This window comes from Leucobacter aridicollis, from assembly GCF_024399335.1.
GTDB classification, from domain to species: Bacteria; Actinomycetota; Actinomycetes; order Actinomycetales; family Microbacteriaceae; genus Leucobacter; species Leucobacter aridicollis_A.
Map to the genome: position 1 here is coordinate 2,379,292 of NZ_CP075339.1, position 25,632 is coordinate 2,404,923.

At 64.0% G+C, this 25,632-nt stretch carries 28 protein-coding genes; 13 read left to right on the plus strand and 15 right to left on the minus strand.

The features are described from left to right. The 3 genes from KI794_RS10665 to KI794_RS10675 all read left to right on the plus strand — a co-directional run bounded on the left by KI794_RS10665 (nt 1) and on the right by KI794_RS10675 (nt 3,578). Nucleotides 1–597 carry a copper chaperone PCu(A)C gene (locus KI794_RS10665; protein WP_119284233.1) on the plus strand — a complete coding sequence of 199 codons (597 nt, stop codon included), beginning with the start codon at nt 1–3 and terminating at the stop codon, nt 595–597. Further along, on the plus strand, nt 590–1,879 hold the full coding sequence (locus tag KI794_RS10670; protein WP_255808079.1) for a Dyp-type peroxidase: 1,290 nt from the start codon (nt 590–592) through the stop codon (nt 1,877–1,879). Before KI794_RS10665 ends, KI794_RS10670 begins: the two co-directional genes overlap by 8 nt. 361 nt (nt 1,880–2,240) lie before the next feature. Beyond that, the gene (locus tag KI794_RS10675) at nt 2,241–3,578 is read left to right on the plus strand and encodes an NAD(P)-binding domain-containing protein (protein ID WP_370647887.1); all 1,338 of its coding nucleotides are present in this window, start codon (nt 2,241–2,243) and stop codon (nt 3,576–3,578) included. A 134-nt stretch (nt 3,579–3,712) separates the two neighbouring features. Here KI794_RS10675 and KI794_RS10680 read toward each other — a convergent pair whose 3' ends face one another. Further along, complete coding sequence (locus tag KI794_RS10680; RefSeq protein ID WP_255808081.1) at nt 3,713–4,399, minus strand: NADPH-dependent F420 reductase; 687 nt, start codon at nt 4,397–4,399, stop codon at nt 3,713–3,715. Next, the gene (locus KI794_RS10685; RefSeq protein ID WP_255808082.1) at nt 4,396–5,493 is read right to left on the minus strand and encodes an LLM class flavin-dependent oxidoreductase; all 1,098 of its coding nucleotides are present in this window, start codon (nt 5,491–5,493) and stop codon (nt 4,396–4,398) included. The genes KI794_RS10680 and KI794_RS10685 overlap by 4 nt, the downstream gene beginning before the upstream one ends. Before the next feature lie 94 nt (nt 5,494–5,587). On the opposite strand from KI794_RS10685, the gene KI794_RS10690 reads away from it, so the two are divergent. After that, entirely contained in the window at nt 5,588–5,974 is a 387-nt protein-coding gene (locus tag KI794_RS10690; RefSeq protein ID WP_255808083.1) for a winged helix-turn-helix transcriptional regulator, read from the plus strand. Here KI794_RS10690 and KI794_RS10695 read toward each other — a convergent pair. From KI794_RS10695 to infC, 4 genes are all read right to left on the minus strand, one after another. Further along, nucleotides 5,971–6,774, minus strand: coding sequence for a TrmH family RNA methyltransferase (locus KI794_RS10695; protein ID WP_255809762.1), 804 nt, complete (start codon nt 6,772–6,774; stop codon nt 5,971–5,973). The genes KI794_RS10690 and KI794_RS10695 overlap by 4 nt on opposite strands. An 89-nt stretch (nt 6,775–6,863) precedes the next feature. Further along, nucleotides 6,864–7,250, minus strand: a complete 387-nt coding sequence (gene rplT / locus KI794_RS10700) for a 50S ribosomal protein L20 (protein WP_119284240.1) — start codon at nt 7,248–7,250, stop codon at nt 6,864–6,866. A gap of 36 nt (nt 7,251–7,286) precedes the next feature. Continuing rightward, the gene (rpmI, locus tag KI794_RS10705) at nt 7,287–7,481 is read right to left on the minus strand and encodes a 50S ribosomal protein L35 (RefSeq protein ID WP_119284241.1); all 195 of its coding nucleotides are present in this window, start codon (nt 7,479–7,481) and stop codon (nt 7,287–7,289) included. A gap of 85 nt (nt 7,482–7,566) precedes the next feature. Then, entirely contained in the window at nt 7,567–8,211 is a 645-nt protein-coding gene (gene infC, locus KI794_RS10710) for a translation initiation factor IF-3 (protein ID WP_255808084.1), read from the minus strand. A 228-nt stretch (nt 8,212–8,439) separates the two neighbouring features. Between infC and KI794_RS10715 the strand changes: the two genes are divergently transcribed. From KI794_RS10715 to KI794_RS10725, 3 genes are all read left to right on the plus strand, one after another. Then, nucleotides 8,440–8,835: a DUF1844 domain-containing protein gene (locus KI794_RS10715; protein WP_119284242.1), complete on the plus strand. Its 396-nt coding sequence runs from the start codon at nt 8,440–8,442 to the stop codon at nt 8,833–8,835. 316 nt (nt 8,836–9,151) lie between these two features. After that, nucleotides 9,152–9,904 carry an AzlC family ABC transporter permease gene (locus KI794_RS10720; protein WP_255808085.1) on the plus strand — a complete coding sequence of 251 codons (753 nt, stop codon included), beginning with the start codon at nt 9,152–9,154 and terminating at the stop codon, nt 9,902–9,904. After that, nucleotides 9,901–10,221: a branched-chain amino acid transporter permease gene (locus KI794_RS10725; RefSeq protein WP_119284244.1), complete on the plus strand. Its 321-nt coding sequence runs from the start codon at nt 9,901–9,903 to the stop codon at nt 10,219–10,221. Before KI794_RS10720 ends, KI794_RS10725 begins: the two co-directional genes overlap by 4 nt. 27 nt (nt 10,222–10,248) lie before the next feature. Here KI794_RS10725 and KI794_RS10730 read toward each other — a convergent pair whose 3' ends face one another. The 6 genes from KI794_RS10730 to KI794_RS10755 all read right to left on the minus strand — a co-directional run bounded on the left by KI794_RS10730 (nt 10,249) and on the right by KI794_RS10755 (nt 15,196). Beyond that, nucleotides 10,249–10,401 (minus strand): MetS family NSS transporter small subunit, encoded by a 153-nt coding sequence (locus KI794_RS10730; protein WP_255808086.1) that lies wholly within the window; start codon nt 10,399–10,401, stop codon nt 10,249–10,251. Continuing rightward, nucleotides 10,398–12,020 carry a sodium-dependent transporter gene (locus KI794_RS10735; protein ID WP_119284246.1) on the minus strand — a complete coding sequence of 541 codons (1,623 nt, stop codon included), beginning with the start codon at nt 12,018–12,020 and terminating at the stop codon, nt 10,398–10,400. Before KI794_RS10735 ends, KI794_RS10730 begins: the two co-directional genes overlap by 4 nt. A gap of 63 nt (nt 12,021–12,083) precedes the next feature. After that, nucleotides 12,084–12,818 (minus strand): SDR family NAD(P)-dependent oxidoreductase, encoded by a 735-nt coding sequence (locus KI794_RS10740; RefSeq protein ID WP_119284247.1) that lies wholly within the window; start codon nt 12,816–12,818, stop codon nt 12,084–12,086. Then, entirely contained in the window at nt 12,815–13,819 is a 1,005-nt protein-coding gene (locus KI794_RS10745; protein ID WP_255808087.1) for an NADPH:quinone oxidoreductase family protein, read from the minus strand. Before KI794_RS10745 ends, KI794_RS10740 begins: the two co-directional genes overlap by 4 nt. Further along, a complete protein-coding gene (locus KI794_RS10750; RefSeq protein WP_119284249.1) occupies nt 13,761–14,396 on the minus strand; it encodes a TetR/AcrR family transcriptional regulator in 636 nt (211 codons plus the stop codon). Before KI794_RS10750 ends, KI794_RS10745 begins: the two co-directional genes overlap by 59 nt. 56 nt (nt 14,397–14,452) lie before the next feature. After that, nucleotides 14,453–15,196: an SDR family oxidoreductase gene (locus KI794_RS10755; RefSeq protein WP_119284250.1), complete on the minus strand. Its 744-nt coding sequence runs from the start codon at nt 15,194–15,196 to the stop codon at nt 14,453–14,455. A 167-nt stretch (nt 15,197–15,363) separates the two neighbouring features. Between KI794_RS10755 and KI794_RS10760 the strand changes: the two genes are divergently transcribed. The 6 genes from KI794_RS10760 to KI794_RS10785 all read left to right on the plus strand — a co-directional run bounded on the left by KI794_RS10760 (nt 15,364) and on the right by KI794_RS10785 (nt 21,478). Beyond that, nucleotides 15,364–16,137 (plus strand): ABC transporter ATP-binding protein, encoded by a 774-nt coding sequence (locus KI794_RS10760; RefSeq protein ID WP_255808088.1) that lies wholly within the window; start codon nt 15,364–15,366, stop codon nt 16,135–16,137. Further along, the gene (locus KI794_RS10765; RefSeq protein WP_255808090.1) at nt 16,134–16,886 is read left to right on the plus strand and encodes an ABC transporter ATP-binding protein; all 753 of its coding nucleotides are present in this window, start codon (nt 16,134–16,136) and stop codon (nt 16,884–16,886) included. Before KI794_RS10760 ends, KI794_RS10765 begins: the two co-directional genes overlap by 4 nt. After that, nucleotides 16,886–17,764, plus strand: a complete 879-nt coding sequence (locus tag KI794_RS10770; protein ID WP_119284252.1) for a branched-chain amino acid ABC transporter permease — start codon at nt 16,886–16,888, stop codon at nt 17,762–17,764. Before KI794_RS10765 ends, KI794_RS10770 begins: the two co-directional genes overlap by 1 nt. Further along, nucleotides 17,761–18,813, plus strand: coding sequence for a branched-chain amino acid ABC transporter permease (locus KI794_RS10775; RefSeq protein WP_255808091.1), 1,053 nt, complete (start codon nt 17,761–17,763; stop codon nt 18,811–18,813). Before KI794_RS10770 ends, KI794_RS10775 begins: the two co-directional genes overlap by 4 nt. 28 nt (nt 18,814–18,841) lie before the next feature. After that, on the plus strand, nt 18,842–20,122 hold the full coding sequence (locus KI794_RS10780) for an ABC transporter substrate-binding protein (protein WP_255808092.1): 1,281 nt from the start codon (nt 18,842–18,844) through the stop codon (nt 20,120–20,122). Between the two features lie 72 nt (nt 20,123–20,194). Continuing rightward, nucleotides 20,195–21,478 (plus strand): ABC transporter substrate-binding protein, encoded by a 1,284-nt coding sequence (locus KI794_RS10785; RefSeq protein ID WP_255808093.1) that lies wholly within the window; start codon nt 20,195–20,197, stop codon nt 21,476–21,478. Nucleotides 21,479–21,517: 39 nt separating this feature from the next. Here the strand turns inward: KI794_RS10785 and KI794_RS10790 are convergent, their stop codons facing one another. From KI794_RS10790 to KI794_RS10800, 3 genes are read right to left on the minus strand one after another with little or no spacing between them, the layout of a single operon-like run. Further along, nucleotides 21,518–23,104, minus strand: coding sequence for an AMP-binding protein (locus KI794_RS10790; protein WP_255808094.1), 1,587 nt, complete (start codon nt 23,102–23,104; stop codon nt 21,518–21,520). Nucleotides 23,105–23,143: 39 nt separating this feature from the next. Next, nucleotides 23,144–24,358 carry an acyl-CoA dehydrogenase family protein gene (locus KI794_RS10795; protein WP_255808096.1) on the minus strand — a complete coding sequence of 405 codons (1,215 nt, stop codon included), beginning with the start codon at nt 24,356–24,358 and terminating at the stop codon, nt 23,144–23,146. Then, a complete protein-coding gene (locus KI794_RS10800; RefSeq protein ID WP_255808097.1) occupies nt 24,358–25,380 on the minus strand; it encodes a phosphotransferase family protein in 1,023 nt (340 codons plus the stop codon). Before KI794_RS10800 ends, KI794_RS10795 begins: the two co-directional genes overlap by 1 nt. Between the last annotated feature and the right edge of the window lie 252 nt (nt 25,381–25,632).

Below are 25,632 nucleotides of genomic sequence, written 5' to 3' on the forward strand. Positions count from 1 at the left end.
ATGTTCACCACCCACCGCACCCAGCGTTCGCGCCGTGCGGCGGTAGGCTTTGCCTCCGCCGCCGCAGTCTTCGCGCTCGCACTCACTGGCTGCTCACCGGCTGCCGACGCGCAGACCGACACGTCGAGCTCAGCAGCACAGAACCACGAGGCCACGGTCACCGCAACAGACACCTGGGTCAAGGCCACGGCCGACGATGCAAAGCCTGGCGAGGCGATGAGCGGCGTCTTCGGCGTGATCGAGAATCACGGCGATCAGGATCTCACGATCACCGGACTCACGAGTGACGTCGCAGGCATCACCGAGCTGCACGAGGTCGTCGACGGCAAGATGCGCAAGATCGAGGGGGACGTGACAGTCCCTGCAGGCGGATCGCTGCTGCTCGAGCCAGGGGCGAACCACATCATGCTCATGGACATCACCGAGCCGCTCGCCCCGGGCGACGACGTCACTGTGACGCTGACCTTCTCAGACGGCACGACCCTCGATGTCGTCGCACTCGTGAAGGACACGTCGGGCGCGAACGAGAGCTACGAGGATATGGACCACGGCGACATGGACATGTCGGGCGACACTGACGCGATGGACCATGGGTAAGGATCGTCCCGCAGACGTCGACCAGCAGTCCCGCCGGCTGAGCCGCCGCGCCCTCCTCACCGGGGGCGCGGTTGGCGCGGGCCTCGGCGCGCTGCTCGGTGGCGCCGGCGGCATCGCGGGTGGCTACGCCCTCGCCGAGCGGCAGCGCGCCGATGAACCGGGCTTCGACCCTGAGGCGACACCAGCGCTGAATTCGCTTGCCGACGGCCCCGGCTTCGGCGGCGAAGCGCTCCCCTGCCACGGCGCCCACCAGGCGGGGATCACGACGGTGCCTGCAACGCATGTACGCCACATCGCATACACGCTAAGACCGGAGACGGACCGCGATGCAATCACGCGCATGTTCCGGATCCTGACAGGTGACATCGAAGCGCTCACCGCGGGCGTCGCCCCATTGGCAGACCCCGAGCCCGAGCTCGCCGAGCGCCCCGCGCGGCTGACGATCACCGTGGGCGTCGGCCCCGATCTCGTCGACCGCGTCGACCCGGCAAAGCGCCCTCAGTGGCTGGCACCGCTCCCCGCGTTCTCGCTCGACAAGCTCGGCGGCGGCTTCGACGGGGGCGACCTGCTCATCACTGTCCAGGCCGACGACCAGCTGCCCGTCGCGCACGCGGCGCGAATGCTGCACCGAGACCTCGACCGCTTCGGCGAGGTCGCCTGGGTGCAGCAGGGGTTTCGGCAGGCGCGCGGAGCGGAAGCCGCGGGATCGACGATGCGAAATCTCATGGGGCAGGTCGACGGCACCGTCAACCCGAAACCCGAAGACGCCGACTTCGACCCGCTCATCTGGGTCGACGCTGCCGACGGCCAGCCTTGGCTCGCCGGGGGCTCGGCGTTCGTGTTGCGTCGGATTCGTATGGAGCTCGACACCTGGGACCGCGTCGACCGGCCAGGCCGCGAGCAGACGATCGGGCGAACCCTGTCTGATGGCGCGGCGCTGTCCGATCCGCACGGCGGCGAGCACGCCCCCGCGGATTTCGATGCGAAGAATGCGCTCGGCCTGCCGATCATCTCGTCGGCCGCGCATATCCGTCGCGCCACGTCGACCGACCCGAATGAGCGCATCGTGCGCCGTGCCGTGAACTACGATGACGGCCACGAGGCCGGGCTGCTGTTCGGCTGTTTCCAGCGCGATCCGCTTACGCAGTTCGTGCCCATTCAGCAGCGCCTCGACGAGGCAGACCTGCTCAACGAGTGGGTGACGCACACAGGCTCCGCGGTCTTCGCGATCCTGCCTGGGTTCACGAGCGGCGAGACGCTCGGCGCCGGCCTCACTGCCTGACGCGCACCGCGCACACCACGAGGGGCCCTGCCTCGGTTGCAACCGAGGCAGGGCCCCTCGCGTGTCGCCAGGCGTCGCCTCGCATCGGCGGGTGCCAGAGCACTCGGCCCGGGCCACCAGAATTTGAGTCCTGATAAGGTGTGAAGGTTGCTAGCCGACGGATGGTTGAGAAGTCAGTTTTCCCTACCGCGCTGGGAATCTCAGCGGCCGACTGAAATGTCTGCCAGCGATCACACTCGCACGCGACTCCCTCGTTGCCCTGTTCCCCGCGCGAACGGCTAGGAGCAACAAGAGAGTGAGGAAGAGTAGTTAAGTGAGTGGTAATAAACGAGTAGCAATCATTGGCGCGGGCCCGAGCGGTATGGCTCAGCTTCGCGCCTTCGAAGCAGCGGAGAAGCAGGGACACGAGGTTCCCGAGCTCGTCTGCTTCGAGAAACAGGCCGACTGGGGCGGCCAATGGAATTACACCTGGCGGACAGGGCTCGACGAATATGGCGAGCCAGTGCATTCGAGCATGTACCGCAATCTCTGGTCAAACGGCCCAAAGGAGGGCCTCGAGTTCGCGGACTACTCGTTCGACGAGCACTTCGGCCGACCAATCTCGTCCTACCCACCACGTGAGGTGCTGTGGGACTACATCGCCGGCAGGCTGAAGCAGAGCGACGTGCGAAAGCACATCCGGTTCACGACGGTGGTGCGCCTCGTCGCATTCGACGAAACGACACAGCTGTTCACCGTGACGAGTGAGCACCTGCCAACAGGTGACACTACGACCGAGACGTTCGACAACGTCGTGGTCGCGAGCGGGCACTTCTCGTTCCCGTTCACGCCATCTGTCGACGGTATCGAGACATTCCCCGGGTTCGTCACCCACGCGCACGACTTCCGAGGCGCTGAGGCGCTCGCGGGCAAGGACGTGCTCGTGATGGGGTCGAGCTATTCGGCTGAGGACATCGGCAGCCAGGCCTACAAGATGGGCGCGAAGTCGGTGACCGCGAGCTACCGCACCACCCCCATGGGGTACGACTGGCCCGAGCGCTTCGAAGAGCGCCACGGACTTCAGCGGTTCGAGGGGAGCACCGCGTTCTTCGCCGACGGCTCGTCGAAAGACGTCGACGCGCTCATCTTCTGCACGGGCTACATGCACAAGTACCCGTTCCTGCCGCGCGAACTCGCGGTCACGGGCGCGAACACCCTCTACCCCGAGCGGCTCTACCGCGGCGTAGTCTGGCACGACAACCCGGCGCTCTTCTACGTCGGTGCGCAAGATCAGTGGTTCACGTTCAACATGTTCGATACACAGGCCTGGTACGTGCGTGACTTGATCCTCGGCACCGCGGAGATGCCAGGCAGGGCCGAGCGCGAGCGTTCAATGCTCGAGTGGCAGCGACGCTACCAGTCGACACCGACGAACGGCGCTGATCAGATTCGGTTCCAGGCCGACTACGTGCGCGATCTCATGGAGGAGACCGACTACCCGTCGTTCGACATCGACGAGGTCGCCGAGATCTTCGTCGACTGGAAGAACCACAAGCAGCAGGACATCATGGGATACCGCGACTACTGCTACCGCTCAGTGATGACAGGCACGATCGCCACGAAGCATCACACCCCGTGGATCGAGGAACTTGACGACTCGCTCGAGCGCTACCTCTCCCCCGGTTCAGCGAACCGCGAGCCGAGCGGCGCACGGGCGTAACCATTTGTGAGGCGCGACCCCGTGCTACCGCACGGGTCGCGCCTCACCCTGTTCGCTGCGGCAGGTGTGGCGAAACAGGCTCCCCGCCGCGTCCGCAACCGCCATCTTGGTGGCGGCGCTCAAGTCGTGTGACGTTAGGCCCCGTCGAATTGCTCTGCCAGGTCGACTTTCTGTGCGACGTGGGCGTGCGCGCCGGCCTCACCGAGGAGGCGCGCGACGTCGACGGCGGAGAAGCTGCCAGCAAAGATCGTGGACCCAGGCTCGACAGCGGCGCTGCGCGAAAGCGGCCCCGCGGCGATCACGTCGAATCCGAGACTCGCAACGAATTCGGCGACCTCGTTCGCTGCCACCGCGTCGTCTGACACGGCTACGAGCCCGCGACGGTCGTCGGCGCCGAACCCGCGAGCATCTGCTTCCATCCCGTGGTAGCCGATGTGGTTCAGTGCCTTCACAACCCGCGCGCCAACGAGGTGTGCAGCCACCGCCTCGCTCGTCGTGGCGTGGCCGTCGAAGAGTGCGGGCAGTGCGCCGTCAGTCGGTTCCCAGTGGTTCATTGCGTCGACAACGATCCGGCCCGCAAGCATCTCGGGGTCGAGGCTCGCAAGCTTTGGGAGCGGGATCGAGAGGACGACAATGTCGCTCCCTTCGACCGCGTCGTGCGCCGTCGCAACGCCCACACCGGGCGCCATGATCTCAGTGATGAATCGCACGGGCTCGGCGTCACCGGAGCCCGCGACCGTCACCTCGTGACCGGCAGCGAGAGCCGCACGCGCGATTGCAGTGCCAACCTTACCAACGCCGAGCACCGCGACCCGCGTCATGATGCGGCTCCCGTCTCCACTGGAGCGGGTCCGCCGTCGAGCGGGTTCGGCACGACCTCGGGCTCGGGCCCCAGCTCAGCGTCGACGAGCGGCTTCACCTTCGTGCCAAGCAGCTCGATCGAGCGCAACAGTTCGCGCTGCGGCAGCCCGAGGAAGTCCATCTGCAGGAACTGCCGGGAGTGGCCCATGGCGCCGTGGAGCCTGATGATGCGATTCGCGATCTGCTCGGGCTCGCCGACAAAGAGCGCTCCGCCCTCGGCTTCGATCTCGAAGTGCTCTCGAACAGGTGGCGCAAATCCACGGCGGCGGCCGATATCTGCCATCCCGCGGTACCAGGTCGGCCAGAACGTGTCTCGCGCTTCGCGATTGGTCTCACCAATGAAGCCCGGGTTTCCGACTGAGATGAGAGGCTGCCGCGTCGTCTCCGGCCCGGTCGCCCACGCGCGGCGGTAGAGGTCGGCGAGCGCTTTGAACCGTGCAGGGTCGCCGCCGATAATCCCGTACGACACAGGTAGCTGCAGCTGCCCTGCGCGCACGGTCGAGTTGGGGCTTCCGCCAGTACCAAGCCAGATCGGAAGCGACCCTCGGTCTGGGCGCGGCACAACAAGCTCGTCGTCCAGCGCTGCGCGCACCGTGCCGCTCCAGGTGACCGTCGCGTGCTCGTTCACCCTGAGCAGGAGCTCGAGCTTCTCGGCGTAGAGCCTGTCGTAGTCTTCAAGCTTGTACCCGAACAGCGGGTATGACTCGACCGAAGAGCCGCGACCCGCCGTGATCTCGGCACGCCCATTCGACAGGGCGTCGAGGGTCGCGAACTGCTGAAAGACGCGCACAGGGTCATCCGTACTCAGCACCGTCACCGCGCTCGCGAGCCTGATTCGCTTGGTCTGGCCTGCGGCGGCGCCAAGGATCACCGAGGCAGCCGAAGCTGGCATCTCCTCGGTGTGGTGCTCCCCGATACCGAAGAACTCGAGCCCGACCTGATCGGCGAGCACGATCGCTTCGAGCAGGTCGCGCTGCGCCTGAGCCGTGCTGACGAGTTCACCGGTCACGGGATCCGTCGCCTGATTTCCGAAACTGTAGACTCCGAGCTGCATGCCGCTCCCCTTCAACGTGTGGTGATGTCCTTCTACTGTGAAGCGTTGGGCCACAGGGAACAACTCACAGGTTAGTCACTTACTATTGGTAAGCGTGAAGACAGTTTCCGCACCACACAGCGCCCAGCAACTGCACGCGATCGACGACGACGAATGCAGGCTCTTTCGCGAGGCAGCAGAACTCGCCGGCCGAAAATGGACCGCCGCGATCCTGCTCTCGCTCGCTCGCGGCGCCGAGCGATTCTCGGAGATCCACGCGAGCATCGAAGGCATCTCAGACAGGCTGCTCGCGGCGCGCCTGCGCGAACTCGAAACCCAGGGACTCGTCACGCGCACCGTCGTACCGAGCACCCCAGTGCAGATCCGCTACGGCCTTACGCCATCGGGCGGCGAACTCATCACGATCCTGCAGCCACTCGTGCGCTGGGCGAAACGGTCAGGCGCCCGCGAGGCCGCCAGCGAGCAAGAGCCAGCCGACTAGGCTCGCTGCGCGAACGCTGTCTCATACAGCAGCACGCTCGCGGCGGTCGCAAGGTTCAGTGACTCCGCGGCGCCGTAGATGGGGAGGCGAATTGAGCGCCCAATGACCTCACGTTCGGTCTCGCCAAGCCCGCGTGCCTCGTTGCCAAACACCCACGCGATGCCGCCGCCAAGCTGCGATCGAACATCGGTGATCTCGTCGCCTCGCACGTCTGCAGCGATGGTCTCAAGGCCAGCCTCACGGGCGGCCGCGACAACCGCATCGAGCGAGCCCTCAGTCACGACGGGAAGATGAAACAGTGACCCTGTCGTTGAGCGAACAACCTTCGGATGCCACGGGTCGATTGACTCCCCAGAAAACACGACAGCATCAGCGCCGGCGGCATCAGCCGCGCGCAGCACCGCGCCAGCGTTACCAGGATCGCGCACCTCGTGCATCACGGCGACGAGCTTCGCCCCGGCGAGAGCATCTTCAAGCGTCGCCTCAGGAATGCGCGCGACGGCGATGACTCCCTGTGGCTGCACAGTCTCGGCCATCGCCTGAATGACCTGCGGCGTCGCGCGCTCAACGTCGATTCCAGCACCAGAGGCAAGGCGGTCAAGTTCGAGCTGCCAGGCCTCCGTGCCAGTCGTCGCGTAGACAACTTCGGCGAGCCCGGGGCGGTACGTGAGCAGCTCGCGAACAGCCTGCGGCCCCTCAACAAGGAAGCGGCCGGTCGCGTTTCGCTCCTTCTTCCGAGCGAGCGCTGCGACGCGCTTCACGCGCGGGGCCTTCGGGTTCTCGATGAGTTCAGTCACCAGACAAGACTACCGGCCAGCGCGCCCGCCGCCCGCCGGAACGCAAAAGCCCCGCCCCGCAGAAAGCGGGACGGGGCGTAAGCTCAGGCTACTTAGGCAGCAACCTTGGGAGCCGAAGTGTCCTCGGGGAGAGCCTTCTTGGCAACCTCAACGAGAGTCGCGAATGCTGCGGGCTCGTTGGTCGCGAGCTCCGAGAGCATACGACGGTCAACCTCAACACCGGCGAGCGCGAGGCCCTGGATGAAGCGGTTGTAGGTGAGGCCGTTGGCACGCGCACCAGCGTTGATGCGCTGGATCCACAGGCGACGGAAGTCACCCTTCTTCTTGCGACGGTCGTTGTACGCGTAGACGAGCGAGTGGGTAACCTGCTCCTTGGCCTTGCGGTACAGGCGCGAACGCTGACCGCGGTAGCCCTCGGCGCGCTCAAGAATTACGCGACGCTTCTTGTGGGCATTGACGGCCCTTTTTACTCTTGCCATTTCAGTCTTTCCTTAACGAGATAAGTTGGGGCCGGCTTAGTGGCCGAGGAGCTTCATCGCCTGCTTGGCGTCACCCTTGGACAGCACCTGCTCTGCGTTCAGGCGGCGCTTACGACGCGAGGACTTGACCTCAAGGTTGTGGCGCATGCCGGCCTGCTGCTTCATCAGCTTGCCGGAGCCGGTTACCTTGAAGCGCTTCTTGGCCCCCGAGTGGGTCTTCTGCTTTGGCATCGGTTTTCTCCTTGTTGTGGTGCACCGCCGAAGCGGCTGCGTCATGGGCGCTCGGTGGATCCGATCCACCGAGCAGCCACGGGTCTTATTCGGCGGCGGGTTCCGCTGCCTTGGCGGCGGATTCTGCGGCAGGCTTCTCAGCGCGACGCGACGCCTTCTCCTCAGCGCGGCGAGCGTTCTGCTCAGCCTTCGCCTCGGACTTGTTCTTGAGCGGAGCAATGACCATCACCATGTTGCGGCCATCAATCCGGGGGTTCGACTCGACAGTGCCGTACTCGGCAATGTGCTCAGCGAACTGCTGCAGGAGGCGTACGCCCTGCTCCGGACGCGACTGCTCGCGGCCACGGAACAAAATCATTGCCTTCACCTTGTCGCCCTGCTCGAGGAAGCCGACAGCACGCTTGACCTTGGTCTCGTAGTCGTGCTTGTCAATCTTCAGGCGGAAGCGAACCTCCTTGAGAACGGTGTTCGCCTGGTTGCGGCGCGCTTCCTTGGCCTTCTGAGCTGCCTCGTACTTGAACTTGCCAAAGTCCATGATCTTGGCAACGGGAGGCTTCGAGTTCGGCGCAACCTCAACGAGATCGAGATCCGCCTCTGCTGCAAGGCGCAGTGCAGTATCGATCGGCACGACTCCGACCTGCTCGCCACTGGGTCCTACCAGTCGCACCTCGGAAACGCGGATTCGGTCATTCGTACGGGGATCGCTGATCGCCTGCTCCTCTGATCTCAATGTGATAAGTCTGCTCGACGGTGTCGAGGCTCACGGAAATGAGATCGGGAACGCACGCGTACCCACACCCTTAAGCTGCCGCATGAAATGCGACGGAGTGCCAACTACCCGGTAACCTTGTAGAGGTCTCGGGTGGGAGAATCTCCTCTTCCGTAGCACCGGCAAGATTGCCGATAACCTCCAGAAGCTTAGCACACTGAGCGAAGATAAAGACAGGGGCGCTTTTTCATGAGCGAGCAGAACGCCGACTCGGCGGCACAGACCACCAACCACGACGCGGTGTACCCGGAAGGCGACGAGGCCGCGCAGGCGGTTCGCGACATCGCTGACGTCGCCGCGGTTGAGGTCATCACTACCGCTGCAGTCCACCTGCTGAGCGCGGCCGCCGTGAAGGTGGGCCTCGCCGACGACCCAGACAGCCAGATCGATCTCGATGAGGCTCGCAAGCTCATCAATGCCCTGGCTGGGCTCATCACCGCAGGCGCGCCCGAGGTGAGCGATATGCACGCCCGCAGCCTGCGTGACGGCCTGCGCTCCGTCCAGCTCGCGTTCCGCGAGGCGTCGCCGATCCCTGACGCAATCGGCAAGGGTCCCGGCGAGAAGTACACCGGTCCGGTCAACTAGTCCGGCTCGCTCGAGGGGCGCATCCGGGTTTCGGCCTGGGCGCGCCCCTTTTTGTCGCCTCCTCTGCCGCGCCCATCGGGCCCATCAGCCCCATGGATCCCATCGATCCCATCGATCCCAAGCAATGTGATCTGCGAAGTACCTGCCTAGTTTGGCCAAGCAGGGCATTGACATTGCAGATCCCAGATCTTGCGCGACAAGGACAGGCCCGCGCTGTGCACGCTCAGCCGCTCAACCTCTCATCGCCACACGCGCACTCCCGAGGAACGCTACGCCCGCTCACCGGTTCGCTACCCAGTGCGACAGAATAGGAAGTATGTCTTTAGCCGCGCAGCCCGAAAGCGGGGAGCCTTGGCGCGCCCAGGTCGCGCAGGGAGTCAGAGATTCCCTCGGCGTCGGGATCGGCATCTTCCCACTCGGAGTTGCACTCGGCATCCTCGTCGTCCAGGCAGGCCTCCCGCTCTGGGTAGCACCCGCGCTCTCTATCGTCATCTTCGCCGGCTCGGTTGAACTGCTGCTCGTAAGCATGCTCGCGGCCGGCGCACCGCTGCTCACAATCGCAGTGACGGTGTTTGCAGTGAACTTCAGGCACGTCTTCTATGCGCTGTCGTTCCCGCTGTCGCGAGTGAAGCCGGGCCTCCCCCGTGCATACTCCGTGTACGCGCTCATCGACGAGGCGTACGCAACCTACGTACTCATGCCCGCTCGTCAACTCACGAGTGCCCGCATTCTCAGCGGCCAGGTCATGATGCAGTTGTACTGGGTGGGCGGCGGACTCATCGGCCTCGCAATCGCTCGAGCACTGCCTGCGCCGATCGAAGGCTTCGAGTTTGCACTCGCCGCAACGTTTACTGTGATGACAGTCGACGCCGTCCGCTCGAAGCGGCAAGTCCCGTCAGCGCTGCTCGCAGCCCTGGCTTCGGCGGTCGCGATCGCGGCCTTCCCTGGCAACACTATGCTCGCGGCTCTCGTGATCTTCGCCGCGCTCCTCGCGGTCAGGTACGCGGTTGAGGCACGTCTTGACCGCGAGGCCCACGGACCGGAGGCAACGGAAGGAGCCCCCGAGTGACCTGGTATCTCATCTCTGCGATCGCCATTGGCGGTCTCATCACGTTCGGGCTCCGCGTCCTGCCGTTCGCGATGCTCAAACCCCTCCGCAAGTCGAAGTTCGTGCGCGCACTCGGTGAGTGGATGCCAGCGGGAATCGTGCTGATCCTCGCCGTCGTCGTGCTGCGCGACGAGATCGTCGCTCTCGGGGATCACTGGTGGATGGCCCTGGCAGCCACCGCGGTGACGGTGGCGGTGCATCTCACCTGCGGCAGGCGCATCCTCTTGAGCATCGCCGCCGGCACGGGCGCCTACATCGCGCTCGTCAACCTGCTCTGACGGTGGCTCGGCCGCTCACCGCTTCAGCTATTCCTCGATTCGTTCACCGGCGAGATCTTCGCCGCCCTCGGGGTAGGCTGCAACCTCCGAGCGGCGTCCAAGGAAGACCGTGCTCGCGATGAGTCCGCCCCAGATGATCGTCAGCGCAAGCACCAGAAACGTAACCGCAATGGGGGTCATCGGTCGGCTCCGTTCGTCATTGCCTGAGTATTATCAGTGACATCAGCCACCTTCGCGGCTTTCGCTGCCGCCCTCGCAGACTTCTGCGCGACGGGCGGCCAGGGCGTGAAGTTGGTGGGGTCGTAGCGCCACGGGCTAAGCGTCAGCGCGATCGAACCGGCAATCATTACGACGACGGAGCCCCACCCGACGATCGCGAGGTAGCCAGTGTCGTAGCCCGAGTAGGGCTCCTGGATGAGCCCGATGATCGTCGTCACGAGCATGTAGCCGAGCACGACCGGACCGAGCACTGACACAAAGAACAGCCAGGTACGGCCGACTTTGAATGTCGAGAGCGCGCTCAGGTGCCCGCTCAGCTCGGTTCCTGCCCGCCGGATCCAGAGCACGGTGATCGTCATCACGACCGCCGAGGCGACGATGCCGATGTTGTTCGCCCAGTTGTCGATGGTGTCGAGCGCGGTGAGCCCCGATGTCGTGCCGAAGAGCGCGAGCGAGACGAGCGCGAGTACCCCGCCGATGCCGTACACGGCGCCGCGGCGGCTCAGACCGAACTTGTCCATGACGCCGGCGAGGATGACCTCCATGATCGAGATCATCGACGTGAGGCCCGCGAGCGTCAGCGCCCCAAAGAACAGCGCGCCAAAAATCTCGCCTCCAGGCATCTGCGCCGCGATCGCTGGGAAGGTCATGAAGGCGAGACCGACACCCTTCAGCCCATCGAGGTCGGCAACGGCGACACCCTGCTGGTGGGCGAAGAACCCGAGCGTCGCGAAGACGCCGATGCCCGCGAGGATCTCGAACGACGAGTTCCCGAACGCAACCACGAGCCCCGGAGAAGTCATGTTTGAGCGCCTGCGGCGGTACGAGGCGTAGGTCATCATGATGCCGAACGCGACCGAGAGCGAGAAGAAGATCTGGCTGTAGGCGGCGACCCAGACGGACGGGTCGAGCAGCGCGGCGAAGTCGGGAGTGAAGAGAGCGTTCAGACCATCGGCGGCGCCAGGGAGGAAGAGCGCGCGCACGACAAGGATCAAGAACCCGACGACGAGCAGCGGAATCGCGATCATGTTCAGACGCTGCACACCACGCACGACGCCGGCGCCGAGCACGACAAGCGCGACCACCCACATGAGCACGAGCGGAATAAGCACGCTCGGCACGAACTGCATCGTGAACGGCGCTTCCGCGGTCTGCAGGTAGTCACCGGTGAAGAATCCGGCCGCATCGCTGCCCCAGCGCAGGTCGAAGGAGAACACGAAGTAGCTCGATGCCCACGCGAGCACCGCCGTGTAATAGATCGCGATAAACACGCAGATCATCACCTGGAACCAGCCGATGCCCTCGCCGAGCTTGCCCGCGAGCCTGCGAAGCGCAAGCGGCGCCGAGCCGCGGAACCGGTGGCCGATCGCGTAGTCAAGAAACAGGATCGGGATGCCAGCCGTCAGCAGCGCAACGATGTAGGGGATGAGAAACGCCCCGCCACCGTTCTCGTACGCGACCCCGGGGAATCGCCAGATGTTGCCGAGCCCAACGGCAGATCCGATCGCCGAGATGATAAACCCGAACTGCCCCGTCCACTCTGCTCTGGGCGGGGCGGCTGTGGTGTCGCGCTGCGTCATAGTGATGTCACGTCCCTGCTGTGATCGTCGTGAAAGTCAGCTGCGAGCGTATCAGAGGCGGTGCTAGCGGTGCGGGATGCCCGCGATCATTCCACCGTCTACGACGAACTCTGCGCCACTCGTGAACGACGATGCGTCACTCGCGAGAAACACGATTGTTCCCGCGAGATCCTCCGGGGTTCCGGGGCGTCCGAGCGGGATATCAAGCCGATCAGGATCGATCCTTGCCGACATCTGCGTCTCAATGAATCCAGGGTGAACCGAGTTCACCCTGATCCCTGCAGGCCCGAGCTCGACCGCGAGCGAGGCAGAGAGACCACGCACCCCATACTTCGATGCCGTGTAGCCGTGCAGGCCGGGACTGCCGCGCATTCCTTCGACCGATGAAATGTTGATAATCGAGCCGCCGCCCTGGCGCTTCATTGTGGGCACGACCGCCTTGCAACCGAGGAAGACGCCGGTGAGGTTCACCCCGATCACTGCGTCCCACTTCTCGAGGGTGAAGTGCTCAATGGGGGCCGCGTTCGCGACCCCAGCGTTGTTAACGAGCACGTCGATCGCGCCGAAGACCGCGACGGTAGTGGCTACTGCGCTGCCCCACTGCGCCTCGTCGCGCACGTCGAGCTCGACAAAGTGGGCGCCGTCGCCGAGCTCTGCGGCGAGCGCGGCGCCCTCGTCCACGAGTACATCTGCGAGCACAACGCGGGCGCCTGCTGCGTGAAGGGCCCGCGCGTAGGCCTCGCCGATTCCGCGCGCTCCCCCAGTGACGAGCGCGACTTTTCCAGCGAGGTCGGTCACGACGCCACCTCGATGATGACGCGGCCGACAGTATTCGCCGTTGCAAGCGCCGTCAGCGCTGACGGGGCGTCCTCGAACGAGACAGTGTGGTCGATGATTGGCGCAATCGCTCCGGCTTCGAACAGCCGCACGAGCTCTGCGTGGGCCTCACTGACGAGGTGCGGAGCTTTCTCTTGGTAGAGCCCCCAGTAGAGGCCGAGTACTGCATAGTTCTTGATGAGCGGCCGATTCATGGCGAGCTCGGGAATGGTTCCGCTCGCGAAACCGATGACGACGATGCGGCCTTCGAATGCGATCGATTTCGTTGAGACAATGAAGGCGTCTCCCCCGACCGGGTCGAAGACAACGTCTGCCCCGTGCCCGCCGGTGATCCGTTTCACTTCGGCCGCAACGTCGTCGCCGCGCAGAATGACGTGCTCGGCGCCCGCCTCGCGCGCCACGGCGGCTTTCGCCTCGGTTCCAACGACACCGATGACTCGGGCCCCTGCCGCGGCTCCGAGCTGCACCGCTGCCGCACCGACCCCGCCGGCTGCGGCGTGCACGAGCAGCCATTCTCCTGAGCCGAGGCGTGCTCGCCTGTGCAGCGCGAACCACGCAGTTTGGTAGGCGATCGTCAGTCCCGCGGCCCGCGCATCGTCGAGCGAGTCCGGGATCAGTTGCACTGCATCCGCGGGAACGACAGCGTACTCCGCGAGCAGTCCGATGCTGTAGGCGACGACTCTGTCGCCCACGCTGACGTTAGTCACCCCGTCACCGACCGCGACTACGCTGCCGCTGCACTCCACTCCGGGCACAAACGGGAGCTCTGGCTTGACCTGATACTCGCCTCTCGCGAGCAGCACATCTGGGAAGTTTGCCGCGACGGCGCCGACGCGGATGAGGACCTCGCCGGCTTTTGGTACCGGCGTTGTGACCGTTGAGAGTGTAAGCGCGTCGGCTGGCTCACCGAGCGTCGTGACGCGCCAAGCGCGCATCGTCTCCGGAATCTGCGGGGTAGGCATCTGGTCTCCTTAGACTCGACATAAACAGGTCTGTGATCTGCACTGCCGCGAGCGTCCGGTCCTCTGGTGTCTCCTCTGAGTACCAGTATGAGAGGTAGTGGACGTCGCTGAAAAAGTGGGCGATGAGTACTGGGACAGGAATATCGTCCCTGTATTTCCCCTCGAGCTGTCCTCGCTTCACGAGGGTTGCAAACTCATCGTTGTACGCGCGTCGGCGCCGCACAACCTCCTTGCGTCGGGGTTCAGAAAGCATGTCCATGCTTCTAAAAAACACAGTCCCCTCCGCGAGGTATTCGATCGAGGTTTCAAGGACGTCAACGCACACGGCCCGCAGCACATCGTCAACCTCTCCACCAGCGTTCATGATCTCGTCTAGGTGTGTCTGTTGCAGCGACAGGACCCTGTCATAGATTCCGAACAGCAGGTCGTCTTTCGACTCGAAATAGTGGTACATCGCCCCTTTGGTCACTCCCGCTGCGTCGACAATGTCTTGCACGCTCGTGTTCGCGTATCCTCGCTGGGCGAAGAGCTCAACAGCGGCGCGAATCACGTCGCTGACTACCTGTGATTGCTTCATTCGAGCCATTCTTCCCTATTGCTCGGATTTCGCTCGGTTTCACGATGGGTCCCGCTTTACAGGATCGGCCGGATACTCCCACCGCCATCGATCGGCACTGTCTGCCCGGTGATCCACCCTGCGTCTTCCGAGAGCAGGAAGGCTACCGGCCCCGCAATGTCTTCGGGCTCACCAAGCCTCCCCAGGGGGTAGGCCTCGGAGACCTCGCTCTCCTGCCCCTCATAGAGCGCCCGCGCAAACGCTGTCTTCACGACGGCGGGCGCTACCGCGTTGACACGAATCTTTGGGGCGAACTCGTAGGCGAGCTGCACGGTGAGGTTCATCAGTGCCGCCTTTGAGATCCCGTAGAAGGCGATGCCTGGGCTCGCACCGAGCCCAGCCGCCGAGGCGATGTTAACGACGCTTTGCCGCAGACCTGCGGCGACAGCGTCGCGGGTCCAGTCGAGAGACGCCAGTACGTTCACGTCAAGAATCTTGCGTGCTGCGGCGGCCTCAACCTCGGCGATCGGCCCGTAGACAGGGTTGATGCCTGCGTTATTCACGAGGTGGTCGAGGCGGCCATAGCGTTCAGCGACATGCGCGAAGACTTCTGCCCGGTGCGCTGGATCGTCAGCGCGCCCCGCGACTCCTGATGCGTTCGGCCCGAGCGCATCCACTGCCTCGTCGAGCGCCTCCTGGTTGCGCCCGGTGATGACGACGGAACCGCCCTCAAGGGCGATCCTATCGGCGATCGCGAGGCCGATTCCGCGGCTCGCCCCCGTAACGATAGTCACAGTCTCAGCGAAACGTGGTGTGAGCATGGCGCCTCCTTGCGTCGTACATACCGCCCAGTCGGTTTGACCACGATAGCACCCCTGCGCAGAGACTGCACCTGGCGAAAGATCGATTATTACGAAATGCCAACACAACAAACCGTCCGGTCGGTTTATCACGTACGGTGGGGCCACCACGACACGAAGAGGTGCCGATGAACGCACAAGCAACACAACTGACAACCGCAGCCCCACGGCTCGAGGTCGATCAACTCACCGTCAGATTTGGTGGGCTCACCGCGGTCGATAACGTCTCATTTGATGTGAGACCGAGCGAGGTGGTCGCGCTCATCGGCCCCAACGGGGCGGGCAAGACCACGGTGTTCAACGCAGTATGCAGCCTGTTGCGCTGCTCGGGAACGATCAAAATCGACGGCAGCGTCATTCCCCGGCAGACGCCGAAGCTCGGCGGCCTTGGCCTGTCGCGAACGCTCCAGGGCCTCGGACTATTTTCGAGCATGACTGCGTTCGAAAACGTCAAGCTGCCGCTCGGCGGAGCCACCGACGCCCACGCCACTGCGACTGATCAACTCGCGGAGCTCAACCTCACCGAGCTTGCAAACCGCCGAGTATCCGAGCTGTCTTACCCTGACCGGAAACGTGTGGCGCTCGCCAGGGCCCTCGTGACAGATCCGAAACTCCTGCTGCTCGATGAACCAGCTGGGGGCCTCGGCCACGACGACATCGCCGCACTCTCGCAGACAGTTCGAAAAATCGCAGCTCGCGGTCGGTCAGTGCTCCTCGTCGAGCACCACGTCGACTTCGTCATGGACCTCGCCGACCGGATCGTCGTACTCGATTTCGGGAGCGTCATAGCTCGCGGGACCCCCGACGAAATCCGCGCGAACCCCCGCGTCGAGGAGGCGTACCTCGGCGTCGCCGCTCACGGCGCGAGCCCATCGCCAACGAGACAAGGAGAGCCACGGTGAGCCTCAGCACCCGCGCAACCGCGCAGCCCCAGACGGGCGCCGCACTTTCCATCTCGCACCTCACTGTCGGCTACGGCGGCAGCCCCGTACTCCACGACGTGAGTATCGACCTGAGACCCGGCGAGGTCGTTGCACTCCTTGGCGCCAACGGCGCGGGCAAATCCACGCTGCTCGGAGCGCTGACCGGCAGGGTGCGCACCACGACCGGCACGTTGCGCCTCGACAGCCTCGACCTTCACGGCATGCGCACCGAGGAAAGGGCACGGAACGGGATCGCACTCGTACCCGATGGCCAGAGCATCGTCGGTGAGCTGACAGTTGACGAAAACCTGCGCCTTGGCGCGCTCTGGCGGCATCGGGGCACCGCTCGCGAACGCGCGATCCGCGAGATTTACGAGATGTTCGAGCCGCTCGAACGGCGAAAGAACGCAGACGGCCACCAGCTCTCAGGCGGCGAACGGCAAATGCTCGCGCTCGGCCGGGCGCTCATCGCCGAGCCACGGCTACTCGCCCTCGATGAACCCTCCCTTGGGCTCGCCCCACTTGTCGTCGCGCAGATCATGCTCACGCTCCGTGAGACCGCCAGAGAGCGTGGCCTCACCGTCTTACTCGCTGAGCAAAACGTCACAGGCGCCCTCTCCATCGCCGATCGCGGCGTCGTTCTCAACCTCGGCAGGGTCGTCGTCGATGCTGACGCAGCGACTCTCGCTGAAGATTCCACCCTTCGACACGCATACCTGGGGTTCTAATGGATAGGTTTACGTTTCTTTTCGCAACTGGGCTCGCACGGGGCGCGATCTTCGCGCTATTCGCGCTCTCGCTGGTGCTCATCTGGCGGGCCACACGGATCATCAATTTCGCGCAGGCAGCCATGGCCCTCGTTGCTACGTACGTTGCGTTTGCGGTCACGGGCGCAACAGGCAGCTACTTTGCTGGGCTCGCAGCAGGGATCCTCGCAGGGGCGCTTATCGGTCTTATCGTTGAGCGCGGCGTGATGCGCTTCGCGCCGCAGTCGTCCCACCTCACAGGTGTGCTCGCCGCGATCGGCCTCGTGATGGTTCTGCAGTCACTCCTCGGAATCTTCTTCGGTTCCCAGTATCGCGCGATGCCCGCGCCCTTCGACCGCAGCGCGATCGTGATCGGAGGGGTGCCGCTGCTGTCGCCGAACGACATGTTCACGATCGGCATCACAATCGCCGTGATGATTGCCCTCGCGATCGTGTTCGCCCGAACCTCACTCGGGCTCCAGCTTCGAGCCTCGGCGTTCGCCCCCGAGGTGTCGCGGCTGCTCGGCGTTCGCGTGAAGCGCATGGTGACAATCGGCTGGATGCTGGCGAGCGCAGTTGCGGCGCTCGCCGCGATCCTGCTCGTACCCACCGAGCTTGGCCTCAACCCGCACGCAACCGACATGCTCTTCGTCTACGCATTCGCCGTTGCGGTGATCGGCGGCCTCGACTCCCCCGTTGGCGCACTCGTCGGCGGGCTCATCGTTGGCGTCACCATGAGCCTTTTGACGGGCTACTTCGGTGCGACAGTCGCACCGATCGGTGTGCTCGCGATTCTCGTTCTCGTCCTGCTCGTGAAACCGGGCGGGGTCTTCTCGACCCGGAAGGAGCGAAGCGCATGACCCGCATTCTGCCCTCGCTGCGCGGCCGCAACCGCATCATCATCTTCGGAGTGATCCTGACCATCCTCGCGATCGCGCTGACGTTTCTGCTCGACCCGTACCGAAACTTCCAGTTCGCGACCATCGCCGCGTACTTCACGGTGACGGCGGGTCTCACGTTGCTCGTCGGGCAGAGCGGCCAGCTTTCGCTCGGACATGCGGCTCTCATGGCGGCAGGCGGGTACGGGTACGCACTCACGGCGAACGCTCTCGCAGAAGCCGGCGTCGGGGGTATCGGCCGCTTCCTGATGTCGTTCGCCGTCGCAGTAGTCGTTGCAGGCCTCCTCGGGCTCCTCCTCGGGCTCGCGGCGGCGCGGCTTCACGGACCGTACCTGGCGGGTGTGACCCTCGCGCTCATCGTCTCAGTTCCGGCCGTTGCCGCAACGTTCAAGATACTGGGCGGCGATCAGGGGCTCCCCAGCCCGTACCAGGGTGTGCCGACAGCACTCCAATCGCTCATCGCGGTCGAGCAGTGGCATGCCTGGGTCGCGATCCTGATCGCCGGGGCGCTCGTCACCTGGCTCACCCTGTTGCGGAACGGCTCGTTCGGCCTGCGCATGCGCGCAGTTCGCGACGACGAGACCGCAGCACGCCTCAACGGCGTACCCGCCGGGCGCGTCAAAGTCTCGGCGTTCACCGTGAGTGCGGTTGCTGCAGGAGCAGGCGGGGCCACGCTCTGCTTCATCACGCAGTCAGTGAGCCCCGGAGCCTACACGCTCTCGTTCTCGCTGCTGCTCGTAGTCGCCGTCGTGCTCGGTGGGCTCGGCAGCATCGGCGGTGCAGCGCTCGGATCGGTGCTTGTTGTCATGCTCCCCTGGCTCATCACCACGGCCACCGCCCAACTGCCGCTCTCGGCTGATATGGCGCAGCGGCTGACAGGCAACCTGCCAGTGCTCGTTTTCGGCGCGCTCCTCACCGTGACAATCCTTGTCAGGCCGGGCGGGCTCGTTGACCTAGTCCCCACACGCGCGAACCAGGCACCCCAGCCCGCGCCCACCCCCACAACCTAACCGCTGACCAGACCGAAGGCTCACACTCATGACACGACTCACCCGAAACACTGCCGCTGTGTCTCTGGCAGGCGCTGCCACTCTCAGCCTCGTGCTCGCCGCGTGTAGCACCCCAGCCAGCCCTGGCAACGGAGCAACGCCAGGCGTCACAGACGACACCGTCACCATCGGCACGCACACTCCCCTGACCGGGCCAGCCGCCCCCGGGTACGCCGACGTCTCCGCTGCCGCACTTGCTTACTTCTCGTACCTCAACGACGAAGGCGGCGTGAACGGTCGCACGATTAACTACATCATTAAGGATGACGCGTACAATCCCGCGAACACCCAAATGGTCGTCCGCGAACTTGTCCAGGACGACCAGGTATTCGCAATCTTCAATGGCATCGGCACCGCCCCGCATACGTCGGTGCTCGAGTACCTCAACGAGAAGCAGGTACCAGACCTGTTCGTTGCCACCGGTTCCAAGAGCTGGAATCAGCCAGAGAAATACCCCTACACCTTCCCATTCAACGCTGACTACGCAGTCGAGGGTGCCGCTCTTGCCCAGTACGCGACCGACGAGTACCCAAGGCAAAAAGTATGCGTGCTTGGCCAAGACGACGACCTCGGCGGGTTCATACTTGAAGGCGTCAAAGCAAACCTCGGCGCCGACGGCGTGACACACACTGAACAGTATTCGACCTCAAACCCAGACCTCACCGCTCAAATTGGCGCGATGCAGGCGGCAGGGTGTGAAGTGAACATTCTCGGCAGCATTCCTGCGTTCACAGCCCTCGCGATGAGCACAGCCGCAAGGATCGGCTGGGACACCCAGTGGTTCGCGACCTCAGTGGGGCTCGACTATGCGACGCTGATCGAGATCCTAGGCGAAGACACGGGTCCAAAACTCCTCGAGAACCTGAGCGGCGTGAACTACCTCCCCGGAGCCTATGGCGACGGCGAATGGGTCGATCTGTTCCGAGAAGTCAACGAGAAGTACAACAGCGGGGCACCATTCAACGGCAACACTGTATTCGGAATGAGCGCCGCCTACCTCTTCGCAGAGGCCCTCGAGAAAACAGGCAAGAACCCGACCCGCGAGGGCATTCTTGAGGTGATTCGTTCGGGCAGCCTGGCAGGCAACGGTGTTGCGCCGCTCGCGTTTTCGGGCGACAACCACGGCTCATACTTCACTGTCGGCATCGTGACGATGCACGACGGTGTGCAGAACTTCAATGACGTTGCCTACACCGTCGACGGCGGTGAGGCGACTCGGGTAGTAATGGAACCAGTTCCGTTCGTTGAGAGCGGCATTCCCGGTTCCTAACACTGCACGCCCAACCCCGGGGCGTGCGTTCGGTGCCACGCCCCGGGAACACACTCGCAGGAAGAGGGTCATATGTTCTTCAGTTCCCGTGCTCTACGTACCGCGATCACCGCCGCGATGGTGGTCACCGCGCTCGCGCTCACCGCGTGCAGCACCCCACAGTCAAGCGGCGGCTCCGCCGCCACACCAGGCGTCACAGACGACACAATCACCATCGGCACACACACTCCCTTGACGGGCCCGGCCGCCCCCGGCTACGCCTCAGTCTCAGCCGGCGCACTCGCGTACTTCGCCTACGTGAACGACAACGGCGGCATCCACGGCCGAAACATCAACTACATCGTCAAAGACGACGCCTACAACCCAGCAAACACCCAAATGGTCGTCCGCGAACTCGTCCAAGACGACCAAGTATTCGCAATCTTCAACGGCCTCGGCACCCCACCACACACCTCCGTCGTCGACTACCTCAACGACAACGGCGTCCCAGACCTCTTCGTCGCCTCGGGCTCCACGACATGGAACCAGCCGGAGAAGTACCCCTACACCTTCGCGTTCAACGCAGACTACGTCGTCGAGGGGGCTGCCCTGGCGAAGTACGCGAGTGACGAATACCCTGGTCAGACGGTCTGCGTGTATGGGCAAGACGACGACCTGGGGCGCGACACCATCGAGGGCGTCGAACTGGCTCTCGGAGCCGATGGCATCGCTGATACCCAGCTCTACACGACGTCAAACGCTGATGTGACTGCGCAGATCGGCGCCATGCGCGATGCAGGGTGCGAGATCAACATTCTAGGCGCGATCCCAGGCTACGCAGCGCTCGCGATCGGCACAGCTGCGCGGCTCGGGTGGTCGCCGCAGTGGTTCGTTGCGTCGATCGGCGCCAACCCGTCAGTGCTCCGGCAGCTCTTGGGTGAAGAAACCGACAAAGATCTCTTGGAGGGCATGGTCGGGGCGAGCTTTCTTCCCGCCGCAGAGGGCGACAGCGACTGGGTCACGTTTTTCCGCGAGATCAACGACGAATACAACCCGACTGAGCCGTTCGATCGCACCGTGTTGAACGGAATGAGCGCCGCGTACCTCTTCGCTGAGGCCCTGCATGCTGCGGGCGAGAATCCAACGAGAGAGGCAGTCGTCAACGCAATCACCTCCGGGGAGCTTCGGGGAACCGGCATCCTCCCGCTTGCGTTCAGTGCTGACAGCCATGCCTCGTATATGGGCGTCGAGATCAGCCGCGTAGAAAAGGGCACCCAGCAATCCGTTGGCCGAGCATACCTGGTCGAGGGTGGCTCTGTCACAGCGGTCGATCCAGAACCGGCACCGTTTGTCCCGGACGGTATCCCTGGGATATAAGGTGAGGTGGGGCGGTGCTGCGGCACCGCCCCACACGCACTACGAGGCTTTTGCGGGGTCGAACATGCGCTGCAGTTCTCGTTTCAGAATCTTCCCGCTCGCTCCCAGCGGGAGCTCGTCAACGATGTGCACCACGCGGGGATACTTGTACGATGCCACGTGTTCCCTCGCAAACTCGATGATCTCTGCCGGGTCGATCTCTGTGCCCTCGCGCGGGAGCACGGCCGCGTGAATCTCCTGGCCGCGAATATCGTCGGCGACACCAAACACGGCCGATGCGGCGACTTTGGGGTGCCGCGCGAGCGCTGCCTCCACCTCCGTCGGGTAGACGTTGTAGCCGGAGCGCAGGATCATGTCTTTCTTCCGATCCACGATCGTGAGGATGCCATCGCGATAGGTGCCGAGGTCGCCCGTACGGAACCAGCCGTCGACGATCGCCTCCTTCGTCGCCTCTTCCCGGCCAACATACCCTTTGAATACGTTGTGGCCGCGAACGACAATCTCGCCGAGTCCGTCCTCCTCATCAATGAACTCGATTCGGTCCTCAACGTCAGGGTCTGCGATTGCGACGTCGACGCCCCACAGCGTCTCACCCACCGATCCCGGTATCGTCGGCTTGCCGACCGAGTTCACACTCACGGTCGGTGCGGTCTCGGTGAGGCCGTAGCCCTCATGCGGCGGGACTCCGTAGGCTTCCTCGAACGCCTCAAGCAACGCAACAGGGAGGGCGGCGCCACCCGAGTTCGCGAATCGCAGCGGCGGTCGCGCATCTGTACGTCGTGCCGCTTCGACGAGCCCGACATACATCGTCGGCACGCCGACGAACACTGTCGCCCGGTGCTTCACCATGAGCTCCAGCGCTTGGTCGCCGTCGAATCGGGGCATCAGAATGACCGCGCTGCCCGCTCGGAACGCCATGTTGAGCACCGACGTCTGCCCGAACGTATGGAAGAGCGGAAGCCCTCCGAAGGTCACGTCCCCACTCTGCACCTGCAGGCCATCAATGAGGCCAGAATGCACCTGCTCGATGATCGAAAAATGACTTCCGACAGCCCCTTTTGGAGTGCCAGTAGTACCACTCGTAAACAAGATCGTCGCTGCGTCCAGTGGGCCGGTCGGTTCGATCCGTTTGATTGGCTCGGCTGCAGATGCTTCGACCTCGAGCCTGGCGAAGTCGCCGTGAGCATCGGGCGGCAGCAGAACCGTCAACAGCGGCACGCCCGCCTCGGCCGCAGCTGGTGCAGCTTCGCCAAGGGAAGTCGCCGAAGCAATCAGCAGATCGGCACCGGCGTCGCGCAGCGTGCGACTGATCTCCTCTGATTTCAGGAGCAGATGGATTGGCACAACGATCGCGCCAAGCGCGAGCACCGCATAGTAGGCCCGAGGAAAGTCGGGCACATTCGGGATCATGATCGCCACACGGTCACCGCGCCCGATTCCTCGAGCGCGCAGCGCACCAGCGTAGGCCCGAGTCTGGTCCCACAGCTCTCGGTAGGTGATTGCGTCGCCGTTGAAATACACGGCCGGATTGTCGCTATGCCGAACCGCTGATTCGCTGAGGATGCTCGCGACGGAAAGCGTTGTGTGCCCTCGACCGTCTACGGCTGGATCGTGCGGGTGTGCCATCGTTGTGTCTCCTTTGACTGGTAGATAGGCGCTCGTTGGTTACAGCTTGAGCTGAGCCCGGCCCAAACTGTTGAGGTGGACTTCGTCGGGCCCGTCAGCGATCCGCAGGGTGCGTACGCCAGCGTAGAGCGCGGCGAGCGGCGTATCATCGCTCACTCCAGCGCCGCCAAAGATTTGGATCGCGCGGTCGATGATTTCCTGTACCGCTCTGGGCACCGCGATCTTGATCGACTGGATCTCAGTCATCGCGGCGCGGTTGCCGACCGTGTCCATCATCCACGCTGTCTTCAACACCAGGAGCCGAAGCGCCTCGAGCTGTATCCGGGACTCGGCGATCCACTCTCGAATCACTCCCTGTTCCGACAGCGGACGCCCGAAGGCGTGCCGGGAGTTCGCACGCTCAATTGCCAGCGACAGTGCACGCTCCCCCATGCCGAGCGCCCGCATGCAGTGGTGAATGCGGCCGGGGCCAAGCCGGGCCTGCGCAATCGCGAAGCCGTCGCCCTCTGCGCCAATGAGGTTCGTCGCGGGAACCCGCACGTCTTCAAACAGCACTTCAGCGTGGCCCCCGTGGTCGCGGTCGTTGTAGCCAAACACCGTGAGCGGCCGCACGACGGTGACCCCCGGAGTGTCACGGGGTACGAGGATCATCGACTGCTGCCTGTGCCGCTCGGCGTCTGGCTCAGTCTTTCCCATCACGATGAAGATCTCAGCTTCGGGATTCATCGCCCCGGTCGACCACCACTTGCGGCCCGAGATCACATAGTCGTCGCCATCGCGCCGGATCAGCGTTCCGATGTTCGTCGCGTCGCTCGATGCCACGTCGGGTTCGGTCATGCAGAATGCCGAGCGGATCTCGGAGTTGAGGAGCGGCTTCAGCCAGCGCTCCTTCTGCTCCGGGGTACCGAAGTCGTTGAGCACCTCCATGTTGCCCGTATCTGGCGCTGCGCAGTTGAGCGCCTCGGGTGCGAGTCGCGGGCTCCAACCCGTGATCTCGGCGACGGCGGCGTACTGCAGGTTCGTCAGCCCGGCAGCCCCGGTCACGGCAGGATCGCCTGGGAGAAACAGGTTCCACAGCCCAAGCTCGCGCGCCTGCGCTTGGAGTTCTCGGACGACGGGCTGCGTGCCCCAATTGTCAGGATCGGCCGCAAGCTGTTCGTCGAGTCTCGGTTCTGCGGGAATGACAACCTCATCGACAAACTTCCGCACTTTTGCGGTGAGGTCGACGGTTACTTGGTCGTGAGCGAAATCCATCAGAGCACCTTCAATCCATTCTCGGCAAGTGGCCTCACGAGGTCACCTATCCTGTCGAATCCTTCGCCGACGGTGTCGCCGGCCTGGTATCGGTAGTGGATCCCTTCGAGGATCACTGCGAGCTTGTACGCTGCGAACGCGCGGTACCACCGGAGGTCGGGCAGCGTGATCCCGGCCTGCGCCGCGTAGTATTCAGCCAGTTCTTCAAAATCTGGGTATCCAGCAGCTGGATCGACAGCGCTTGCGATGACTCCACTGCCGGCGAGGCTTCCTATCTCCCAGTACAGGGCAAAAATCCCAAGATCGACGAGCGGGTCACCCAGGGTCGCCATCTCCCAGTCAAGGATCGCCGAGACGCGGGGCGGCCTGCCGTCGATCAACGCGTTGTCAAGGCGATAATCACCGTGCACGATCCCAGTACGCGCCGTTTCGGGTACTCCGCCCTCAAGTGTGGTCTGCAGACGCTCGAGGTCGGGTAGCTCCCGCGAACGCGAGGCGTCAAGCTGCCGCCGCCACGTCGAAAGCTGGCGCGCGAGGTAACCGTCAGGCTTACCGAACGACGCGAGCCCAACTGCTTTCACGTCAACAGCATGCAATGCGGCGAGGTGGTGGACGAGTTCAAAGCTCATGCCCCGAATCTCCTCGCGCGTGTACTCAGCGTTCTGAGTGCGGTTTGCTATGACAGCGCCAGGGGCTTTCTCCATGAGAAAAAACGGCGTACCAGTGATCGGCCCAGCAGTGTCATCGACGAGATCTACAACGGCAGGAACTGGGATCGCGGTGCCAGCGAGCGCGGAGATGACGCGATGCTCACGCGCCATGTCGTGCGCGCTCGAGAGAACGTGTCCAAGAGGCGGTCGCCGCAGCACGAGGGGCCGCCGCGCGCCCGTGATCGCGTACGTCAGGTTCGAACGCCCGCCGGCGATAACCTCGGCGCGCAGCGGACCGGTCGCGAGCTCGGGGTGCGCCACGCTGAACCATTTGGACAGCGCGACAATGTCTAGGCCTGGGATCTCAGGCATCTGCACCTGTCTTCCTGCGACTCTGCTTTGGGCCGCATCCACAGCATACCGGATGGTCGGTATGTTCGCGACCAATGCAACTAGGGCCCCGACTGCGCACGCACCATACGTCTGGGATCAACGCACCCAATGCCCACATCCACCCAAACCGTCATGCATTCCGCAGATCACGTTGGCATCGAGGGCGCCTGGCAGACACGGCACGACCGCTGAGACTAGAGCCCCGACTGCGCACGCACCATACGTCTGGGA

Coding starts and splice junctions, on each gene's coding strand:
- KI794_RS10720 (WP_255808085.1), top strand. CDS start 9,152: ATGTCTTTAGCCGCGCAGCCCGAAAGCGGGGAGCCTTGGCGCGCCCAG.
- KI794_RS10730 (WP_255808086.1), bottom strand. CDS start 10,401: ATGACCCCCATTGCGGTTACGTTTCTGGTGCTTGCGCTGACGATCATC.
- KI794_RS10790 (WP_255808094.1), bottom strand. CDS start 23,104: ATGGCACACCCGCACGATCCAGCCGTAGACGGTCGAGGGCACACAACG.
- KI794_RS10715 (WP_119284242.1), top strand. CDS start 8,440: ATGAGCGAGCAGAACGCCGACTCGGCGGCACAGACCACCAACCACGAC.
- rpmI (WP_119284241.1), bottom strand. CDS start 7,481: ATGCCAAAGCAGAAGACCCACTCGGGGGCCAAGAAGCGCTTCAAGGTA.
- KI794_RS10755 (WP_119284250.1), bottom strand. CDS start 15,196: ATGCTCACACCACGTTTCGCTGAGACTGTGACTATCGTTACGGGGGCG.
- KI794_RS10675 (WP_370647887.1), top strand. CDS start 2,241: ATGGCTCAGCTTCGCGCCTTCGAAGCAGCGGAGAAGCAGGGACACGAG.
- KI794_RS10680 (WP_255808081.1), bottom strand. CDS start 4,399: ATGACGCGGGTCGCGGTGCTCGGCGTTGGTAAGGTTGGCACTGCAATC.
- KI794_RS10785 (WP_255808093.1), top strand. CDS start 20,195: ATGTTCTTCAGTTCCCGTGCTCTACGTACCGCGATCACCGCCGCGATG.
- KI794_RS10750 (WP_119284249.1), bottom strand. CDS start 14,396: ATGAAGCAATCACAGGTAGTCAGCGACGTGATTCGCGCCGCTGTTGAG.
- KI794_RS10780 (WP_255808092.1), top strand. CDS start 18,842: ATGACACGACTCACCCGAAACACTGCCGCTGTGTCTCTGGCAGGCGCT.
- KI794_RS10735 (WP_119284246.1), bottom strand. CDS start 12,020: ATGACGCAGCGCGACACCACAGCCGCCCCGCCCAGAGCAGAGTGGACG.
- KI794_RS10685 (WP_255808082.1), bottom strand. CDS start 5,493: ATGCAGCTCGGAGTCTACAGTTTCGGAAATCAGGCGACGGATCCCGTG.
- KI794_RS10775 (WP_255808091.1), top strand. CDS start 17,761: ATGACCCGCATTCTGCCCTCGCTGCGCGGCCGCAACCGCATCATCATC.
- KI794_RS10665 (WP_119284233.1), top strand. CDS start 1: ATGTTCACCACCCACCGCACCCAGCGTTCGCGCCGTGCGGCGGTAGGC.
- KI794_RS10795 (WP_255808096.1), bottom strand. CDS start 24,358: ATGGATTTCGCTCACGACCAAGTAACCGTCGACCTCACCGCAAAAGTG.
- KI794_RS10770 (WP_119284252.1), top strand. CDS start 16,886: ATGGATAGGTTTACGTTTCTTTTCGCAACTGGGCTCGCACGGGGCGCG.
- KI794_RS10670 (WP_255808079.1), top strand. CDS start 590: ATGGGTAAGGATCGTCCCGCAGACGTCGACCAGCAGTCCCGCCGGCTG.
- KI794_RS10760 (WP_255808088.1), top strand. CDS start 15,364: ATGAACGCACAAGCAACACAACTGACAACCGCAGCCCCACGGCTCGAG.
- KI794_RS10745 (WP_255808087.1), bottom strand. CDS start 13,819: ATGCCTACCCCGCAGATTCCGGAGACGATGCGCGCTTGGCGCGTCACG.
- KI794_RS10800 (WP_255808097.1), bottom strand. CDS start 25,380: ATGCCTGAGATCCCAGGCCTAGACATTGTCGCGCTGTCCAAATGGTTC.
- rplT (WP_119284240.1), bottom strand. CDS start 7,250: ATGGCAAGAGTAAAAAGGGCCGTCAATGCCCACAAGAAGCGTCGCGTA.